This is a genomic window from Stutzerimonas stutzeri (assembly GCF_000219605.1).
GTDB classification, from domain to species: domain Bacteria; phylum Pseudomonadota; class Gammaproteobacteria; order Pseudomonadales; family Pseudomonadaceae; genus Stutzerimonas; species Stutzerimonas stutzeri.
This window is the reverse complement of the sequence record NC_015740.1, coordinates 341,271-361,018: the sequence shown is the minus strand read 5'-3', so window position 1 is coordinate 361,018 and position 19,748 is coordinate 341,271. Positions and strand designations below refer to the sequence as shown.

General features: G+C 66.3%; 13 protein-coding genes. 11 read left to right on the top strand and 2 right to left on the bottom strand.

Annotated features, from left to right (window positions below):
• Positions 1 to 71: 71 nt before the first annotated feature.
• The 11 genes from bcsE (at position 72) to gshA (ending at position 17,214) form a co-directional block, all read left to right on the top strand.
• Positions 72 to 1,610, top strand: a complete 1,539-nt coding sequence (gene bcsE, locus PSTAB_RS01565) for a cellulose biosynthesis protein BcsE (RefSeq protein WP_013981443.1) — start codon at positions 72 to 74, stop codon at positions 1,608 to 1,610.
• Positions 1,607 to 1,789 (top strand): cellulose biosynthesis protein BcsF, encoded by a 183-nt coding sequence (bcsF, locus tag PSTAB_RS01560; RefSeq protein WP_013981442.1) that lies wholly within the window; start codon positions 1,607 to 1,609, stop codon positions 1,787 to 1,789. Before bcsE ends, bcsF begins: the two co-directional genes overlap by 4 nt.
• Complete coding sequence (gene bcsG, locus PSTAB_RS01555; protein WP_013981441.1) at positions 1,786 to 3,411, top strand: cellulose biosynthesis protein BcsG; 1,626 nt, start codon at positions 1,786 to 1,788, stop codon at positions 3,409 to 3,411. The genes bcsF and bcsG overlap by 4 nt, the downstream gene beginning before the upstream one ends.
• Before the next feature lie 7 nt (positions 3,412 to 3,418).
• Positions 3,419 to 3,652: a cellulose biosynthesis protein BcsR gene (gene bcsR, locus PSTAB_RS01550; RefSeq protein WP_013981440.1), complete on the top strand. Its 234-nt coding sequence runs from the start codon at positions 3,419 to 3,421 to the stop codon at positions 3,650 to 3,652.
• A complete protein-coding gene (gene bcsQ / locus PSTAB_RS01545; RefSeq protein WP_013981439.1) occupies positions 3,649 to 4,383 on the top strand; it encodes a cellulose biosynthesis protein BcsQ in 735 nt (244 codons plus the stop codon). The genes bcsR and bcsQ overlap by 4 nt, the downstream gene beginning before the upstream one ends.
• A 1-nt stretch (position 4,384) precedes the next feature.
• On the top strand, positions 4,385 to 6,982 hold the full coding sequence (bcsA, locus tag PSTAB_RS01540) for a UDP-forming cellulose synthase catalytic subunit (RefSeq protein WP_013981438.1): 2,598 nt from the start codon (positions 4,385 to 4,387) through the stop codon (positions 6,980 to 6,982).
• Entirely contained in the window at positions 6,979 to 9,201 is a 2,223-nt protein-coding gene (bcsB, locus tag PSTAB_RS01535) for a cellulose biosynthesis cyclic di-GMP-binding regulatory protein BcsB (RefSeq protein WP_013981437.1), read from the top strand. The genes bcsA and bcsB overlap by 4 nt, the downstream gene beginning before the upstream one ends.
• Before the next feature lie 6 nt (positions 9,202 to 9,207).
• Positions 9,208 to 12,702, top strand: coding sequence for a cellulose synthase complex outer membrane protein BcsC (gene bcsC, locus PSTAB_RS01530; protein WP_013981436.1), 3,495 nt, complete (start codon positions 9,208 to 9,210; stop codon positions 12,700 to 12,702).
• 97 nt (positions 12,703 to 12,799) lie between these two features.
• Positions 12,800 to 15,118, top strand: coding sequence for a Tex family protein (locus PSTAB_RS01525; protein WP_013981435.1), 2,319 nt, complete (start codon positions 12,800 to 12,802; stop codon positions 15,116 to 15,118).
• 2 nt (positions 15,119 to 15,120) lie between these two features.
• Positions 15,121 to 15,510 carry a PaaI family thioesterase gene (locus PSTAB_RS01520; RefSeq protein WP_013981434.1) on the top strand — a complete coding sequence of 130 codons (390 nt, stop codon included), beginning with the start codon at positions 15,121 to 15,123 and terminating at the stop codon, positions 15,508 to 15,510.
• Between the two features lie 126 nt (positions 15,511 to 15,636).
• A complete protein-coding gene (gshA, locus tag PSTAB_RS01515) occupies positions 15,637 to 17,214 on the top strand; it encodes a glutamate--cysteine ligase (protein WP_013981433.1) in 1,578 nt (525 codons plus the stop codon).
• 33 nt (positions 17,215 to 17,247) lie between these two features.
• Here the strand turns inward: gshA and argA are convergent, their stop codons facing one another.
• Positions 17,248 to 18,546, bottom strand: coding sequence for an amino-acid N-acetyltransferase (gene argA / locus PSTAB_RS01510; protein WP_013981432.1), 1,299 nt, complete (start codon positions 18,544 to 18,546; stop codon positions 17,248 to 17,250).
• 45 nt (positions 18,547 to 18,591) lie between these two features.
• Complete coding sequence (argE, locus tag PSTAB_RS01505; protein WP_011911512.1) at positions 18,592 to 19,743, bottom strand: acetylornithine deacetylase; 1,152 nt, start codon at positions 19,741 to 19,743, stop codon at positions 18,592 to 18,594.
• Positions 19,744 to 19,748: the final 5 nt, after the last annotated feature.

The following is a 19,748-nucleotide window of genomic DNA, read 5'->3' as shown; positions in this document are numbered from 1 at the left end:
CGCTTCAGCGCCTGGCCGACACGCTGTTCAGGACGCTACAGGTCGCGCCCGAAACCGCCGCAGGTGACTTCTTGCTTCTCTTCCGCCAAAACCAGCAGTTTCCGGCCCCGCTCGGACTGGACGGTATCGAATGGCCGATTTTTGCGCTCAATGACGGACGCCTGCATTGGATCATGGCGGAAAAAGCGAGCGATGCGGCGCTGCTGACCCGGCAGGTCATCGGGAACATGGCGGCCGGTCAGCGGGCGGCGATGATAGCGGACGCAGCCCGCCAGCGGCACGCACTGGCCGACCTGCCGGCTGACGCGGGCCCTGGTGAACTGCTGGCCCTGACTCTGACGCCGGACCATTTCGAAGCGATGCTGCAGCGCCTGGATTCCGAACTGGATCGCTCGGGCAACATGCGCACCCGGTACATCCTGCTCAACCTCCCCACTCAGGCCTGGGAACGCCTTGCAGGGCCGCGCCTCTCAAGCTGGCTGACGCGGATCGGCGCCTGGCTGCTCGAGCGCCGCGCGACCCTGCTGATCATCAGTGACGGTGTCAGCGACGCCCTGAGCGAGGGTCTGCTCCGACTCAGCCATTGCCTGGCCGGGTTCGCCTCGCTCACTCAAACCCCGTCCGGCACCCGCCTGTATCTGCATCACTGGCAGAACGAGCGCGGCATGACCAGCGCCCGCCAATTCGCCCTGCGCCACCAGGCCGACGGGTTCCAGCTGACGGCTTGCGGAGAACTCGGCGAGGTGCTCGAGCACCCCGATCAGGGGCGTTTCTACGCGGAGCGCAGCGTGCTGGAAGGGGTGCACAACCTGTCCACGCAGTGGCGCCTGTTCGAGAGCAGAGCGGCCCTACTGGCGCATGCCGAAACCGCCAGGGCTGCGAGCATCCTCTTCGCGATCACCGATAACGAGCAGGTCGACGAGCTGGCCCATCAGCTCAATGGCTTGCGCCGCACCTGTGGCAACCAGCTGAAGCTGATCATCCGGGAAACGGCGCCCTGCCTGCGCTATCGGGACGAACAGCTGCTGCTGGCCGGTGGCGCGTCGCTGGTCGTGCCTTTCGGCACCTCGCTGCCACGCTTCCTGACGATGGTCGAGAGCGCTCAGGGGCATATCTGGCAGCGTCAGTTGAGCGACATCGATGCCAGCCTCGACAAGCTCAAACCGCTTCCCCTGCGTGGCCAGCTGAGCCCGCGCCGCTTTGCCGAAGCCGCCCAGGAAATGTGGGCCGGCAGCACAACGGGTGAGATCGTTCATCAGCTGGTTCGGCTGCAACCGGTACCCGGACTGAGCCTGGAGCAGGTGCTTGGTCAGGCTCATCTGCGGCGTAACGGCGACATAGCCTGCATCGTCGACAAGGCGCTGTATCTTTTTCTTTTCGCCTGCCGCGCGGAATCGCTCGAGGCGGCTCTGGACAACATCTTTGGCGTCACCTGGCAGGAGCTGTTCCTCGGCCTCGAACAGCTGGCGGATCTCGAGCCCCTGTCCGGCCCCGGCTTCCACGGCGAAACCTTGTCACTGCCCGGCAACGAAACGCTCGTCAACGAGCCGGCACCGGGTCGACAGCTTCAACCCCGCCCCCTGACCCTTTCGCTGGTGACGCAACCATGACGCTCGAGCAACTCCTCGAGGTCGCCAGCCTGTTCCTGGCGATCGGCATCGGTATCGGCTGGTTGCTGACCCGGTACGGCCACACGGCGCTGCGTGCATTCGATCGAATGCTCCCGCCCCGCTACCTGAAAAGGACAGCGATACGCCGTCGTTCCATTGGATCGGGAGACACGCCATGAATGCGCCGGAGCGGCTGATCGTACCCGCGCCCCCGGTTACGCGCTGGCCGGGCCTGGGTGTGTGGAATCTGTATTTTCTGCTGAAGTTCCTGTTGCTGGGCCTTGGCCTGCTGAACTTCCAGGCTCTGCCGAACCTGGTGTTCGCGGCGTTTCTCGTGGTGCCCCTTCCGGGCGCCCCGTGGCGCATCGTACGGCAGCTGATCGCGATTCCCGTGGGTATCGCGCTGCTGTACCACGACACCTGGCTGCCCCCGTTCGACCGGTTGCTGGCACAACCGGGGGTGCTGGATTTTTCCCCAGCCTATCTCGTGGAACCAGCCGGACGCTTCGTCGACTGGACCGTGCTTGGCCTCTGCGCCTTGCTGGTGATTGGCTACAGCTACATGGCGAACTGGATTCGCCTGTCCACGATCTGCCTGGGCGGTCTGATCTGGCTGAACCTGGGCAGCATCCCTCTGCTGGCATCACCACCGCGTGCAGATGCCGCCCCCGTCGTGGCGTCCGCACAGGGCAACGACGCGCCGGCCCTTCAGGACAATGTGGCGCTGGATACCTGGCTCGAGAATTTCTTCCGCACCGAGGCCACGCGCCAGACGCAGTTCCCCCTGCGCAGCGAGCAAACCGCGGCGTTCGACGTGCTGTTCATCAATGTCTGCTCGTTGGCCTGGGACGATCTGGACGCGGTCGAGTTACGCGACAACGCTCTGCTCAAACGCATGGACGTCATCTTCGATCGTTTCAACTCCGCCACTTCCTACAGCGGGCCGGCGGCAATCCGGCTGCTGCGAGCCAGCTGCGGTCAGCCCCGTCATCAGGCCCTGTACGAACCCGCGCCGGAACAATGCCTGCTGTTCCAGAATCTGGCCAACCTGGGCTTCCACGCCGAAACCCTGATGAACCACAACGGCAAGTTCGACGGCTTCGCCGGTGAAATCGAAGCCCAGGGCATGCCCCTGCCGGTGCTGGCGAGCCAGAAGTTCGCGCGTGCGCTGGCAGGCTTCGACGGCTCGCCGATCGCCAGGGATTTCGACGTGCTCAACGGCTGGTGGCAGCGTCGTCAGGCATTGCCGGAGCCACAGGTCAGCCTTTTCTACAACAGCATCAGCCTGCACGACGGGAACCGCATCGTCGGAGCGGATGGCAATGCCCAATCGGCGGCATATAGGCCTCGCGCGCAGCGCCTGCTGGATGACCTCAACCGTTTCATCGACGAGCTGGAGCGCAGCGGTCGGCCGGTCGCCTTGCTGCTGGTACCCGAGCACGGAGCGGCGTTGCATGGTGACCGCATGCAGATCGCCGGCATGCGCGAGATTCCCCGGCCATCGATCACCCAGGTGCCCGTCGGCCTGAAACTGATCGGGATGGACGCCTCTCACGGCACGCAGCCCGTGCACATCCAGCAGCCAACGAGCTTCCTGGCGCTTTCCGAGCTGGTTTCCCGGCTCTACGCCGCCCGTCAGCAGGGCAGCACCCCGAACCTGGAGGCGCTGGTCGCTGACCTGCCGCAGACCGAGCTGGTCTCCGAAACGGCCGGCGCGCAGGTGATCGAGCGCGCAGGAAAACCGTATGTACGTCTCAGCGGCCAGACCATCTGGCTTCCTTATCCAAACCGGTTCGAGTAGCACGCCTATGGAATCGCTGGTCCTGCCGTCGCCACAAGACGATGTCGACAACCTGAAACGCCATCTGGGCATGCCGAAGCTCGGCTATCAGGACATCTCCGCGTCGCTGGCACTGGACAAGGCAGTTCAGCGCTGGCCGCTGCTGAGCGAGCTTTCCGTCGTCGCCCACCTGAACAGCGCGCTCGAGAGCGTCTCGCTCGAGAACGCCAGTGTGGCCGTGGCCAGCAGGCCTCCGGCATGAAGCAGCTCGTGCTGCGCGGCCTGCGCGGCGGAATCGGCGCCACCTCGCTGCTGGCCGGCCTCGGCATCGCGCTGCATGAACAGGGTGAGCGGGTACTGTTGATCGATCTCAGCCCGGACAACATGCTGCGCCTGCATTTCAGTGTCGACGTTGCGTATGCCTCCGGCTGGGCGCGCGCGCAGCTGGATGCTGCACCATGGCATGAGAGTGCCCTGGAACTGCTCCCGGGCCTGCACCTGCTGCCGTACGGCGAGCTTGGCGGGGCGGAGATTTCCCAGATCGAAGGCCAGCTCTGCGCGGATTCGAGCTGCTGGGCGCAGCGCTGTGACTTGATCGGACACAACTACGACTGGGTGCTGTTCGACCTGCCGCAGCGGTTGCCGGGCCATCGCGCCGTTGTGTCGGAAGCGAATCGGGCCGACGTGCTGATCGATCTGGCTACACCCGACCCCGGGTGCCATGTGCTGCTACAGCAGCGCCCACGCCCGGATGCGGATCTCCTGCTGATCAATCGCTTCAATCCGGCCAGCCAGCTGCAGCGCGATCTGCTGCTGCTCTGGCGCAGCCAGCCGAGGAGCAACCGGCAACCGCAACTGATCCACGAGGACGAAGCGCTGCCGGAAGCCCTGGCGCACAAGCTGCCGATAGGTCATTACGCACCGAAGAGCCAGGCCGCCAGCGACCTGCGCAGCCTGGCGCTCTGGTGCCTGGCCCAGCGAGCGAAGTGCTGATATGCCCAACCCACTGAGCTACTACCAGTACATCCGCTATCGGCGCGGTGCCAGCCCGATTGCTGCGCTGAGCTGGCTGATCGCCTACATGACAGCCTGGCTGCTGCTGCGCCTGGATGCTCCTGGCTGGCAGTGGGTCATGGCCGAGCGCCGCAGGCTGTATCCGCACGTCGCGGGCAAAAGGCCCACCGCCGGCGACCCGCTGCGGATCGTCATCCAGAGCATCTGGCTGCTCGTCGCACGCGCGCCCGGGTCCGCGCCGGCGCGCTCGCTGGGCGATCGACTCCGCTCGACCTGGCAGCGACTGCGCAGCGTCGCGCAGCAGCTGCCCAGGCCGCCGCGCCTGCGGCACAGGCGGACGTTCGACCTGCCTGGCTTGCGCAATGCCGAAGCGCGCGTCGGAAAGGCCGAACGCTGGCTTTCCAGCCTATCGAGACCCGTCCGCTACGCGTTCAACATCGCCATCGGCGCGCTGGCCATACTGCTTGGCATTCTCTGTATCACCGAACCGTTCGGCTATACCGCGCAGGTCACCTTCGTGCTCCTGCTCTGGGGCCTGGCCCTGCTGGTCCGGCGCGTTCCCGGGCGCTTCGCGGTGCTGATGCTGATCGTGCTGTCGGCCATCATTTCCTGCCGCTACCTGTGGTGGCGCTACACCGCCACGCTGCATTGGGATTCCTATTTCGACCTGGCGTGCGGCATCACCCTGCTGGTGGCGGAGACCTACTCCTGGATCGTCCTGATCCTCGGCTATGTACAGACCTGCTGGCCGCTGGATCGCAAACCCGCCCCGCTGCCGGAAGACAGCAGCAGCTGGCCGTCGGTCGACCTTTTCATCCCGACCTATAACGAAGATCTCTCGGTCGTGCGCACCACGGTGCTCGCGGCGCTGGGCCTGGACTGGCCACGCGACAAGCTGAACGTGTACATCTGCGATGACGGCCGCCGGGACAGTTTCAAGCAGTTCGCCGAGCAAGTCGGCGTGGGCTACATCGTCCGCCCGGACAACAAGCACGCCAAGGCAGGCAACCTCAACCATGCGCTGACCGTGACCCACAGCGAGCTGATCGCCATCTTCGACTGCGACCACATACCCGTGCGTTCCTTTCTCCAGGTCACCACGGGATGGTTCCTGCGCGACCCGAAACTGGCGCTGGTGCAGACGCCGCACCACTTCTTCTCGCCCGACCCGTTCGAACGCAACCTGGGATCCTTCCGCCGCAAGCCCAACGAAGGCGAGCTGTTCTACGGCCTGGTGCAGAACGGCAACGACATGTGGAACGCCTCGTTCTTCTGCGGATCCTGCGCCGTGCTGCGCCGCGACGCAGTGGAAAGCATCGGTGGATTCGCCGTGGAAACCGTCACCGAAGATGCTCACACGGCGCTGCGCCTGCATCGTGCCGGTTGGAATTCGGCCTACCTGGGCACGCCGCAGGCGGCGGGTCTGGCCACCGAGAGCCTTTCGGCGCATATCGGCCAGCGGATACGCTGGGCACGCGGCATGGCGCAGATCTTCCGCACCGACAACCCGCTGCTCGGTCCGGGCCTGACGATCTTCCAGCGCCTCTGCTACGCCAATGCGATGCTGCATTTTCTCGCGGGCCTGCCCCGCCTGATCTACCTGACGGCACCGCTCGCGTTTCTCCTGCTGCACGCCTACATCATCTACGCGCCGGCGCTGATGATCGTGCTCTACGTGCTGCCGCACATGATTCACGCCAGCCTGACCAACGCCAGGATGCAGGGCGAGTACCGGCATTCGTTCTGGGGCGAGGTGTACGAGACGGTACTGGCCTGGTACATCGCGCGGCCCACCACGGTGGCGCTGTTCAACCCGGGCAAGGGCAAGTTCAACGTCACGGCCAAAGGCGGGCTGATCGATCACGATCAGTTCGACTGGCGCATCGCGCGCCCCTACCTGGTTCTGGCGGCCTTGAACGTGGCCGGTCTCGGATTCGCCGTCTGGCGCCTGTTCACCGGTCCGGTCAGTGAAATCGGCACGGTTCTGGTCAGCTCCGCCTGGGTCATCTACAACCTGCTCATCATCGGCGCCGCGGTGGCCGTCGCATCCGAAGTCCGGCAGATACGTCGCGCCCACCGTGTCATGGCCCAGCTGCCGGCCTCGCTCAAGCTCGCCGACGGTCACGCCTACCCCTGCACGCTGCTGGACTTCGCCGAAGGCGGTGCGGGCCTGCAGATCCCGCCGGGGCTGAAGGTGGACATGGATCAGCCGGTCTCCCTGATCCTTCAGCGCGGGGATCGCTCGTTCATGTTTCCTGGTCAAGCCTCCCGGCAGATCGGCGAGCGCCTGGGTATCCGCCTCGACAACCTCGACCTCGCGCAGCAGATCGACCTGGTCCAGTGCACCTTCGCCCGGGCCGACGTCTGGCTGAACCGCCATCAGGATTTCGAGACGGACCGGCCGCTGCACAGCTTCATCGAAGTGCTGCGTATCGGCGGACGCGGCTACCACCGCCTCTACGAACAACTGCCGAGCGTCCTGAGCAGACCCCTTCGCCCGCTTCTTCGGTTAGCCGCCTGGCTACTGAGCTATTGCCCTCGTACTCCAGCCTCTAAATCCCTGGTAACCCCGTCATGATCACCCAAACCTATTCCCGGACGCTGCTCACCGCCTTGCTGTGGGCATTCAGCGCTGCCGCCTTCGCTGAGCCGAGCCTCGACGCCGACAGCACGCCGCCGAGCTGGAACTCCAGTCGCAGCTTCAGCGACCTGGGCCGTCCCCGCGACCAGTTGCTGCTTGGCATACGCAACGCGGAGCAGGTCGAGTTCCGCCTGCGTCATGACCGGATCGCCACCGCCGCCACCCTGCACCTGGACTACACGCCATCGCCGGCGCTGATCCCGGTGCTGTCGCACCTGCGCGTGTACCTGAACGATGAGCTGATGGGCACGCTGCCCATCACCCAGGAGCAGATCGGCCAGCGTGTTCGTCAAGAGCTGGCCCTGGACCCGCGCCTGCTGGGCGATTTCAACCGGGTGCGAATCGAATTCGTCGGCCACTACAGCGATGTCTGCGAAGACCCCGCGCACAGCGGCCTGTGGCTGAACCTGGGTCGTCAGAGCCGGGTCAGCCTGCATGAGCAGGCGTTGGACGTCACCGGCGACCTGGCCTGGTTCCCGCTGCCCTTCTTCGACGAGCGAGACACCCAGCAGCTCAATCTGCCGGTCGTCTTCACCGGCACGCCGACCCTTGGCGAGCAGCGGGCCGCAGGCATTCTCTCGTCCTATTTCGGCAGCCTGGCCGCCTGGCGAAGCGCGACCTTCCCGGTGTTGTTCGATGCCCTGCCGTCGACGCAGGAGCGTCCGCAACCTGCGCTGGTGTTCGCCACCAACGACCGTCGTCCGTCGTTCCTCGCCGAGCATCCAGCGGCGGAAGGGCCGACCGTCGAACTGATCGACCATCCCCAGGACCGCTACAGCAAGCTGCTGCTGATTAGCGGCCGTAACGACGACGATCTGGTGGTCGCGGCGACGGCGCTGGCACTTGATCGCGGCCAGCTGCGCGGAAATCGGGTTCGCCTGGAACAGGTCGAACCGCCGGCACGCAAGCCTTACGACGCCCCCAACTGGATCCGCACGGACCGCGCCGTACAGCTCGCCGAGCTGATCGACTACCCGCAGCAACTGCAGGTAAGCGGCCTTCAGCCCTATCCCATCACACTGGATGTCAACCTGCCGCCGGACCTGTTCGTCTGGCGCAACCAGGGCATCCCGCTGCAGACGCGCTATCGCTATACGCCGCCGGTGACGACGGACGAGTCCCGCCTGAACATCAGCGTCAACGACCAATACATCAGCAGCATCCCCCTGCAGGGCAGCGACAGCCGCAGCAGCGTGGAAAACCTGCGCCTGACCGTTCTTGCCTCGGACTCCACTGCCGAAAGCGAAAAGCTGCTGGTGCCTGCGCTGAAGATGGGTATGCGCAACAAGGTGCGCTTCGAATTCAACTTCGCCAGCAAACTGGGCAATGCCCAGCGCGATCGCTGCCAGACCTACCTGCCGACCAACATCCAGGCCGCCATCGACGAGCAATCGACGATCGACCTGTCGGGCTATCACCACTACATGGCCATGCCCGACCTGAAGGCCTTCTCGCGCAGCGGCTTCCCCTTCAGCCGGATGGCTGATCTTTCCGAGACCCTGGTGCTGACCTCGGCCCAGCCCGACGAGGCGCAGGTCGGCACCCTGCTCGATACCCTTGCGTTGATCGGCTCTCATACCGGCTACCCGGCATTCGGCGTGCGCATCACCGACAACTGGAAGTCCGCGGCGCAGGCCGACGCCGACCTGTTGCTGCTGGGCCCTCTGCCCAATGAGCTGGTCAACGATGCCTCCCTGCCGTTCCTGCTCGAGTCGCCACGCAGCTGGTTGCAGCACGGCGCGGCCGGCACGGACGAACGGTCCGCCGGCGGCAAGCTGGGCATGAGCGCCAACGGTCCTCTGGCGGCGGTCGTCGGTCAGCAGTCACCCTTCCACGCACAGCGCAGTCTCGTCGCCCTGCTTGCCTCGACGCCGACGGATTATGGTCTGTTGCGCGATGCGCTGACCGATTCGGGCAAGCAGGAAGCCTTCGCCGGCGCCGTTACCCTGATTCGCACCAGCGGCGTCAGCAGCCATGTCGTGGGCGAACCCTATTACGTGGGCAAGCTGCCCTGGTGGCTGCTGTTGTGGTTCCACCTTTCCGCACACCCCGTGCTGCTGGCGTTTCTGGCCGCAGCCAGTGTCGTGCTGTTCGCCATCGTGCTGTGGCGGGCCTTGCGCTGGGCCGCCGGGCGCCGCCTGAGCGATGCCGGGTAATCCGCCATGCGCAAGCCCCCGCTTCTTCTGCTCGCGGCATTGCTGCCGATCTGGAGCCATGCCGAGATCCCGGCCGATCGCGCCGAGCAGGCCCAGTGGTTGCTGGCACAGGTACGTGCCGCCGAAGCCGTCAACCGTGACGAGCTGGTTCGTGACGCCCTGACACGGCTGCAACGTGTCGCGCCCGGCCATGCTCAGGCAACGCTGGCGCAGATGCGGCTTGCCTTGCGTCAGCGTGACCTGCAGCAGCTCGAGGCGCTGCAGCAGAACCTGCAGCGTACCGCCGCCGGCAGCGAGGCCGAGCACACCGGGCGGATGCTCGTGGAGCTGAGCAGTGAAGCAGGTCAACAGCGCCTGCAGCAGGCCCGTCTGGCAGCCCTGGCCGGCCGGCCGGATGACGCGCTGCAGGGCTTCAAAGCCCTCTATGGCGACCAGCCACCGACACTGGAGCTGGCCGTCGAATACTGGCGCCTGCGCAGCGCCCAGCCGGGGCAGCGCACGTCGGCGATCGGTGCGTTGCGCCGCCTGGACGACGAATACCCAGGCAACCCCCAGCTACGCCAGTTGCTGGCGAATCTGCTGTTTGCCGATGGGCAGGACAAGGCGGCGCTGGCATTGCTGGCCGAGTTGGGCCGAAACCCGGTGGCGACCGATGCCGCGGCACAGCGAGAGTTCGAGTACCTGGCTACCAGGCGGATCGACGATAACGGACCCAAGGCCTGGAAGGCCTTTCTCGAGCGTTATCCGAACGGGCGCTTCGCTGGTGACGCCCGGCAACACCTGGAGCGGCAGCAGCGGCTGCTCGCCGACCCGCTCTGGCGGGCTGGCCAAGAGGGCCTGCGCTTGCTCGATCAGGGCCAGGACGAAGCCGCGGAAGCCAAACTCCGCCAGGCCTTGCGCGGCTACCCGAAGGACCCCGAACTGCTCGGCGGCCTGGGCCTTGCCCTCATGCGCCCCGGTCACCGCCCGGAAGCCCTGGTGTACTTCCAGCGCGCCAAGGACAACGAGGCGGACATCGACAACCTGAGCAAGTGGAGCGACCTGATCGACTCGACCCGCTACTGGCTCGCCCTCGAGCAGGCCGACCAGGCACTGGAACAACAGCGGCCCCGCGAAGCGGCGGCGCTGTATACCCGTGCGCTCAGGCAACAACCCGATAGCCTCTTCGCCGCGCTCGGTCTGGCCCAGGTCGCCGAAGCCGAAGGCCGCACCGACGAAGCCGAAGCCGCCTATCGCCGCCTGCTTGCGCGTGACCCGGCCAACGGCGGCGCGATCCGCGGGCTGGTGCGCCTCTATCGAGCAGAATCCGCGGAGCGTGCGCTGGCATTTATCGAAACCCTTGCTGCGCCCCAGCGCCAGGAATTCAACGAACTGCGCAATGCTTTGCTCCTGGCTCGCTATCAGCTCCAGGCCGACCAGGCACTGGAGCGCGGCGACCAGGCTGCAGCGAGCGAGGCACTGCGCCAGGCTCGCCGGCTCGACCCGAACGACCCCTGGCTGACCTACCGCCTGGCCAATTCGCTACGTACGCAGGGCGCCTTCTACGAGGCGGACAGCACCTTCGATGACTTGCTCGCGCGCAAGCCCGCTGATCCGACCACACGCTATGCACATGCGCTCTATCTCGCCGCGGCCGAACGCGACGCCCAGGCCCTGACCAGCCTGCAACAGATCCCCGCGAGCGACTGGAACGATGACATCCGCACGCTTGCGACGCGTGTCGAGCGGCGCGAATTCATGTCGCGTGTAGCCAAGCTGCGCGCGGCGGGGCGAGAACCCGCGGCGGCAGAACTGATGCAGCAGCGCCTGCGCAGCCATGGAGACTCGGTGGACGACCTCCTGCTGTTGGCCGACTGGGCGGTGGAGCGCGGCGAGCCAGCCGCAGCACAGTCCTATCTGGCACGCGCGCTGCGCATCGATCCGGAACACGCCGCGGCACGACTCGCCCAGATCGAGCTGCTGCTCGCCGCGGGACAGGTGAACGAAGCCAGCCAGGCCCTGCATGACGCACCGCCACAGTTCAGCAACGATGAGTCGAACGCCATTCGGCGCCTGGCCAACAGCTGGGCGGCGGTCGGCGAAGTGGCAAAGGCCCGGCAGATGCTCGAGCAGCTGGAGGCTCAGGTCGAGGCGCCGGACCCGCTGCTGCGCCGCGATACGGCACGCCTGCTGGCCAGGACCGAGCCGGACCGTGCGATGGCTTACTACCGCAAGGCCATGGTCGATGCCGAACTGGTGTCGGAAGGCGCGAGCGACGCCGATCTGACCCAGGCTACCCGTGAGAACGAGACGGACGACTGGCTGATCCGCAGCCTGCGCAGCGATGTGGCGAACCTGCACCAGCAGCAGGATGTCACCGTGACGCTGCTGCATGACCACGGCTGGCGCAACGACGACGGCACCCCGGGCATCTCCGAACTGCTGACCGACACGACGCTGCTGCACGTGGAATGGCCGGCAGCCAATGGGCGCAGCTTTGTCCGCGCCGAGCGGCTGGCGCTGGATGCCGGCAAGCTGGAGGTAGATCGAAGTACACCTACGGAACCGAGCCGTCCCACCTTCGGTACCTGCGCCTTGGAAACAACCGAAGCGTCACCCTGCGATGGCAAAAGCCAGCAGGCCGAAGCCGCAGTACTGGCCGGCGGTTGGCGCGACGAGCGTTGGGAAGCCGATCTGGGCCTGACCCAGGGGTTCGAGATCAATAATGTCTATGGCGGTATCACCGGCCGCGGCGACGCCGGGCCCTTCGGCCTGTCGCTCACTGCGTCGCGCCGACCGATGAGCAATTCCCTGCTGTCCTATGGCGGCAGTCGCGATCCGGTGACAGGCGAGCAGTGGGGCGCCGTGACCGCGAACGGCAGCAGCCTTGGCTTGAGCTGGGACCAGGGCGGCGCACATGGCGTATGGGCCTCGCTGGGCTATCACTGGCTGCTTGGTGACAATGTCGCGCGCAACAATCGCACCACGGCGATGACCGGCTACTACTACAAGCTGGTCGACAGCCCCAGCGAGCGCGTGCGTACCGGCCTGACGTTCATCCATTTCGGCTACGACAAGGACCTGAGCGGCTACACCCTGGGCCAGGGCGGCTACTGGAGCCCGCAGAACTACAATTCCATCAGCGTGCCGGTGAGCTACGCCTGGCGTAACGAAGACTGGTCCGTGCTGCTGGAAAGCAGCGTCGGCTGGTCGGCATCGCAGAGCGATGGCGGCCCTGACTATCCGCTGCGTTCGCTGTTGAGCAGCGAGCAGAGAGCAGCTGCCGCAGCAAATGGCGAAAGCGAAGGCTCCACCAATCGCGGCATCAGCTATCGTCTGCAGGGCTTGTTCGAACGGCGCCTGAGCGATCATTTCGTCCTGGGCGGCGGCGTCAGCCTGCTGCACAGCGACGATTACGCACCCAGCCGCGCGCTGCTCTACCTGCGTTACAACCTGATGCCCTGGCGCGGAAACCTACCTCTGCCGGTCGAGCCTCTGACGCCATACGCGGATTTCCGCTGACGAAGCGGTTGTCCTGACCGACCCAGTTCAAGCGGGCGCAGTTATACTTGCCCGCTTTTCTGGCCGGCCGGCCGTCATTCCGCCCGCAGGACACCACATGGACAGCATCAATTCCCGTATCGCCAACGAGCTGGGCGTACGCCCGCAACAGGTCGCCGCCGCCGTGGCGCTGCTCGACGAAGGCTCCACCGTTCCCTTCATCGCCCGCTATCGCAAGGAAGTCACCGGCAGCCTCGACGATACCCAGCTGCGTAACCTGGAAGAGCGCCTGCGCTACCTGCGCGAGCTGGACGAGCGCCGCATCTCGATCCTTGCCAGCATCGAGGAACAGGGCAAGCTGACCCCCGAGCTCAAGCGCGAGATCGACCTCGCCGACACCAAGACCCGCCTCGAAGACCTCTACCTGCCCTACAAGCAGAAGCGCCGCACCAAGGGCCAGATCGCCCTGGAAGCCGGTCTCGGCGAGCTGGCCGATGCGTTGTTCGGCAATCCCGAGTTGAATCCTGAAAGCGAAGCCACCCGTTTTATCGACGCTGAGAAGGGCTTCGCCGATGTGAAGGCCGTGCTCGAAGGCGCCAAGTACATCCTCATGGAGCGCTTCGCCGAGGACGCCGATCTGCTGGCCAAGCTGCGGGACTTCCTCAAGCACAACGCCACCCTCAGTGCCCGCGTCGTACCGGGCAAGGAAACCGAAGGCGCCAAGTTCAGCGACTACTTCGAACACGACGAGGTGCTGAAGAACACCCCCTCGCACCGGGCACTGGCGATCTTCCGCGGGCGCAACGAGGGCATCCTCAGCGTCAGCCTCAAGGTCGGCGACGAGACCCCGGGCAGCATGCACCCGGGCGAAGGCATGATCGGCGAGCGCTTCGGCATCGCCAACCGGGGCCGCGCCGCCGACAAGTGGCTGGCCGAGGTGGTGCGCTGGACCTGGAAGGTCAAGCTCTACACCAGCCTGGAAACCGACCTGCTCGGCGAGCTGCGCGACAAGGCCGAAGACGAGGCGATCTCGGTGTTCGCCCGTAACCTGCATGACCTGCTGCTGGCTGCGCCGGCCGGCCCGCGCGCGACCCTGGCGCTGGACCCGGGCCTGCGCACCGGCTGCAAGGTCGCAGTGGTCGACGCCACCGGCAAGCTGCTGGAAACCGCCACCGTCTACCCGCACGCCCCGCGCAACGACTGGGACGGCACCCTGGCAATCCTCGCCAAGCTGTGCGCCAAGCATGCCGTCGACCTGATCGCCATCGGCAACGGCACTGCCAGCCGCGAGACCGACAAGCTGGCGGGCGAGCTGATCAAGAAGGTACCGGGTCTGAAGCTCACCAAGATCATGGTCAGCGAAGCCGGCGCCTCGGTGTATTCGGCCTCGGAGCTCGCCGCCCGCGAATTCCCGGATCTGGACGTCTCCCTGCGCGGTGCCGTCTCCATCGCCCGCCGCCTGCAGGACCCGCTGGCCGAGCTGGTGAAGATCGACCCGAAGTCCATCGGCGTCGGCCAGTACCAGCACGACGTGTCCCAGCTCAAGCTGGCGCGTTCGCTGGATGCCGTGGTCGAGGACTGCGTGAACGCCGTCGGCGTCGACGTCAACACCGCTTCCGCCGCGCTGCTGGCGCGCATCTCCGGCCTCAACGCGACGCTGGCGCAGAACATCGTGCAGTTCCGCGATGCCAACGGTGCGTTCAAGTCCCGCAGCGAGCTGAAAAAGGTCCCGCGCCTGGGCGAGAAGACCTTCGAACAGGCCGCCGGCTTTCTTCGCGTGATGAACGGCGACAACCCGTTGGACGCCTCTGCCGTTCACCCGGAAACCTATCCGCTGGTGCAACGCATCGCCCAGGACACCGGCCGCGACATCCGCTCGCTGATCGGCGACTCGGCCTTCCTCAAGCGCCTGGACCCCAAGCAGTTCACCGACGAGACCTTCGGCCTGCCCACCGTCACCGACATTCTCTGCGAGCTGGACAAGCCCGGCCGCGACCCGCGTCCGGAGTTCAAGACCGCCGAGTTCCAGGACGGCGTGGAGAAGCTCAGCGATCTGGAGCCGGGCATGGTGCTCGAAGGCGTGGTGACCAACGTCACCAACTTCGGCGCCTTCGTCGACATCGGCGTGCACCAGGATGGCCTGGTACACATCAGCGCGCTCTCGGAGAAGTTCGTCAAGGATCCCTACGAGGTGGTCAAGGCCGGCGACATCGTCAAGGTCAAGGTCATGGAAGTGGATATCCCACGCAACCGCGTCGGCCTGTCCATGCGCATGAGCGACACGCCCGGTGCCAAGACCGACGGCCCGCAGCGCAGCGGTGGCAAGCCACGAGGCAATGCGCCGCGTAGCGAGCGCCACGCCAGGGAGGACAAGCCGGCACCGGCCAATGCCGCCATGGCCGCGTTGTTCGCCAACGCCAAGCAGCTGAGGAAATAAGCATGAGCATTCAAGTCGAGGCGGTGGGCAGCTCCAGCGCCTTCGGCCGTCTGCTCGGCCTGGAGATCCACCAGGTCGGCAACGGCGAGGCCGTGCTCGGCCTGTCCATGCACGACGGCCTGCGCAACCTGCACGGCAAGCTGCATGGCGGCGCGCTGTTCTCGCTGATCGACACCGCCATGGGCCAGGCCAGCCACAGCCTGGGCGATGGCTCGCCGAACAGCGTCACGCTCGAATGCAAGGTCAACTACATCCGCCCGGTGACCGATGGCGAGCTGCGTTGTCGCGCCTGGGTGGTGCACGGTGGCCGGCGGACCCAGGTGCTCGAAGCCGAGGTCCATCAGGGCGACAAGCTGATCGCCAAGGCCCAGGCGACCTTCGCCTGCCTCTAGCGGCCTGTGCCACCAGCCGCTCGCGGAGTCGGCACGCCTGGCCTGTGGTCGAAGCAACGCTGCCTCTTGTGAAGCGGCGTTTCCATCCCCATATTGGGGCGACTGTCGCGTGAAGGAATCCACAAGTTGAGCGCTCTTCTCACCCACCGCCTGGCATTGCTGGCCAAGGCTCCACACCTGCCGCTGCTCAACCAATGCCTGCACGGAATCGAGCGCGAATGCCTGCGCGTCGATGCCCACGGCCATCTGGCCATGACGCCGCACCCCGTCGCGCTGGGCTCGGCGCTGACCCACCCGCAGATCACCACCGATTATTCCGAGGCGCTGCTGGAGTTCATCACCGGCACCGACCAGGACCCTCGCAGTACCCTGGCCGAGCTTGAAGCGATCCATCGCTTCACCTACGCCAAGCTCGGTGATGAATACCTGTGGAGCCCGTCGATGCCCTGTCCGCTGCCGAGCGAAGCGGACATCCCCATCGCCGAATACGGCAGCTCCAACATCGGGCGGCTCAAGCATGTCTATCGCCAGGGCCTGGCGCTGCGCTACGGCAAGACCATGCAGTGCATCGCCGGCATCCACTACAACTTCTCGCTGCCGGAGGCGCTGTGGCCGGTGCTGCAGGCCGATGATGGCGATACCCGCACCGAGCGGGACTACCGCTCCGCGCGCTACATCGGACTGATCCGCAACTTCCGCCGCTACAGCTGGCTGCTGATGTACCTGTTCGGCGCCTCGCCGGCACTGGACGCCGGCTTCCTGCGCGGGCGCCCGCATCAGCTCGAAGCGCTCGACGCCGACACCCTGTACCTGCCCTACGCCACCAGCCTGCGCATGAGCGACCTGGGCTACCAGAACAACGCCCAGGCCGGCCTCACGCCCTGCTACGACGACCTGTCGAGTTATACCGAAAGCCTGTTCCGTGCAGTCTCCACGCCGTATGCCCCCTACGAGGCGATGGGCATCAAGGACGCCGCCGGCAACTGGCAGCAGCTCAACACCAACGTGCTGCAGATCGAGAACGAGTACTACTCGAACATTCGCCCGAAACGCGTCACCGCCACCGGCGAACGCCCCCTGCAGGCCCTGCGCGCCCGCGGCATCCAATACATCGAAGTGCGCTGCCTGGATATCAACCCGTTCCTGCCGCTGGGCATCGACCTCAACGAAGCACGCTTCCTCGACGCCTTCCTGCTGTTCTGCGCGCTGGCCGACAGCCCTTGCCTGGCCGATGGCGAGTGCGGCGCGGCCACCGACAACTTCCTCAAGGTGGTCAAGGAGGGCCGACGCCCCGGGTTGCAGCTGCAGCGCTGCGGCGAGGCCGTGCCGCTCGGCGAGTGGGCCGGCCAGCTGCTCGACGAGATCGCCGAAGTCGCCGCCCTGCTCGACCGCAGCCATGGCGACAGCCGGCATGCCGAAGCACTGGCCGAACAGCGCGCCAAGGTCGCCGACAGCAGCCTGACGCCCTCGGCGCGCGTGCTCGAGCAGTTGCGCACGAACGGCGAGAGTTTCAGCCAGTTCGCCATGCGCCAGACGCTTGCCCACGCCGACTACTTCCGCAGCCAGGCGCCAAGCGCCGATGAACTGCAGCAGTTCGAAACGGCGGCGCGGCAGTCGCTGGAGCGCCAGGCGGCGATGGAAGCTGCGGACGAGCCGGACTTCGACAGTTTCGTCGCCGATTACCAGCGCAGCCTGACGCTCTAACCGGCCGGCGGGCGCAACGCCCGCCAGCCGGCTTCAGAGCGGCTTTTCGAAGATCTTCGAATTCCGCTGGAAGTTGTACAGCGAGGCCCGCGCGGCCGGCAGACGATCGACGCTGATGGGCTCGAAGCCGCGCTCCTGGAACCAGTGCGCGGTACGCGTGGTGAGCACGATCAGCTTCTTCAGCCCCAGCGCCCGGGCACGTTCCTCGATGCGTTCGAGCAACTCGTCGCCGCGCCCGCCATGACGGTATTCCGGATTGACCGCCAGGCAGGCCAGCTCGCCGGCATCCGAGTCGGCGATCGGATAGAGCGCTGCGCAGGCGATGATCAACCCGTCGCGCTCGACGATGCTGAACTGCTCGACCTCGCGTTCCAGCACCTCGCGTGAGCGCCGCACCAGAATGCCCTGCTCTTCCAACGGGGTGATCAGATCGATCAGCCCGCCGACATCCTCGATGGTCGCCTCGCGCAGTTGCTCGAACTGCTCCTGGGTCACCAGCGTGCCCGCGCCGTCGCGGGTGAACAGTTCGTTCAGCAGCGCACCGTCGTCGACATAGCTGACCACGTGGCTACGCCGCACGCCGCCGCGGCAGGCCTGCGCCGCCGCATCCAGCAGCTCGGCCTGATACTGGCTGCCGAGGCGCTCGACATAGGCCGGGATCTGCTGCGGACGCAGCTCACGCACCAGCTTGCCGCTTTCGTCGAGCAGGCCGGTCTCGGCGCCGTAGAGCACCAGTTTGTCGGCCTGCAGATCGATGGCGGCGCGGGTGGCGACGTCCTCGCACGCCAGGTTGAAAATCTCTCCGGTGGGGGAGTAGCCCAGCGGCGAGAGCAGCACGATGGTGCGCTCGTCCAGCAGTCGACCGATGCCCTTGCGATCGATGCGCCGCACCTCGCCGGTGTGGTGCAGGTCAACGCCATCGAGCACGCCGATCGGTCGCGCGGTGACGAAGTTGCCGCTGGCCACCCGCAGGCGTGCGCCCTGCATGGGCGAAGCGGCCTTATCCATGGAAAGCCGCGCCTCCAGGGCGATGCGCAGCTGGCCGACGGCATCGATCACGCATTCCATGGTCGGACCGTCGGTGATGCGCAGGTCGCGGTGGAAGCGCGGCGTGATACCGCGCGCCGCCAGCCGCGCCTCGATCTGCGGCCGCGAACCGAACACCAGCACCAGGCGCACGCCAAGGCTGTGCAGCAGCACTAGGTCGTGGACGATATTGGCGAAGTTGGCATGCTCCACGCCGTCGCCCGGCAGCATGACGACGAAGGTGCGATCACGGTGCGAGTTGATGTAGGGCGAGGAATCGCGGAGCCAGGTGACGTAGTCGTGCATGGAAAAGCCTTTGTGGCAGGTCTTGTTCGTCGGGTGGGCGGCCGGTCAGGCCTGGGGTTGCAGGCAGTAGTGCTCAATCATCCGACGCAGCAGCTGCACGGTCGGTTCGATGCGCTCGAGCTGCAGGTACTCGTCGGGCTGGTGCGCGCAGGCGATGTCGCCGGGGCCGAGCACCAGGGTCTCGCAGCCGAGCTGCTGAAGATAAGGCGCTTCGGTGGCAAACGCCACCGCCTCGGCACGGTGCCCGGTGAGGCGCTCGGCCAGGCGCACCAGCTCGCTTTCGGCCGGCTGTTCGAAGGGTGGCACCGCCGGAAACAGCGGCGCCAGGTCGATCTTCACCTGGTGCTGCTCGGCCAGCGGCTGCAGGCGCTGGCGAATGATCCCGCGCAGCTGCTGCGGGTCCATGCCCGGCAGCGGGCGCAGGTCGAACTCCAGCGCGCATTGCCCGCAGATGCGGTTGGGGTTGTCGCCGCCGTGGATGCAGCCGAAGTTGAGGGTCGGCTTGGGCACGTCGAACAGCGGATTGTCGTACTCGGCCTGCCACTGTCGACGCAGCGTCATCATCTCGCCGATCACGCCGTGCATGGCTTCCAGCGCGCTGTGGCCGTAGGCGGGATTGGAAGAATGTCCGCTCTGCCCGAGGATGTCGATGCGCTCCATCATGATGCCCTTGTGCAGACGCACCGGCCGCAGCCCCGTGGGCTCGCCGATCAGCGCCGCGCGGCCGAGCGGCTGGCCGGCTGCGGCCAGGGCGCGGGCACCGGACATCGAGCTTTCTTCGTCGCAGGTGGCGAGGATCAGCAGCGGACGACGGAACGGCTGCTCCAGCAAAGGCCGCACCGCCTCGATGATCAGCGCAAAGAAGCCCTTCATGTCGCAACTGCCGAGCCCGTACCAGCGGTCATCGGCCTCGCGAAGGCGCAGCGGATCGGCCGTCCACAGTTCACCATCGAACGGCACGGTGTCGCTGTGTCCGGCCAGCACCAGGCCACCGGGACCGCTGCCGTAGCTGGCCAGCAGATTGAATTTGCCGGGCGCGACCTCCGGCGTCTCGCAGGCGAAGCCCAACTCGCCGAGCCAGGCGGCCAGCAGCTCGATCACCGGACGGTTGCTCTGATCCCAGCCAGGCTGCGTGCAACTGACGGAGGGCGCGGCAATGAGCGCGGCGAACTGCTCCTTGAGCGAAGGAATGGGCACCGGTG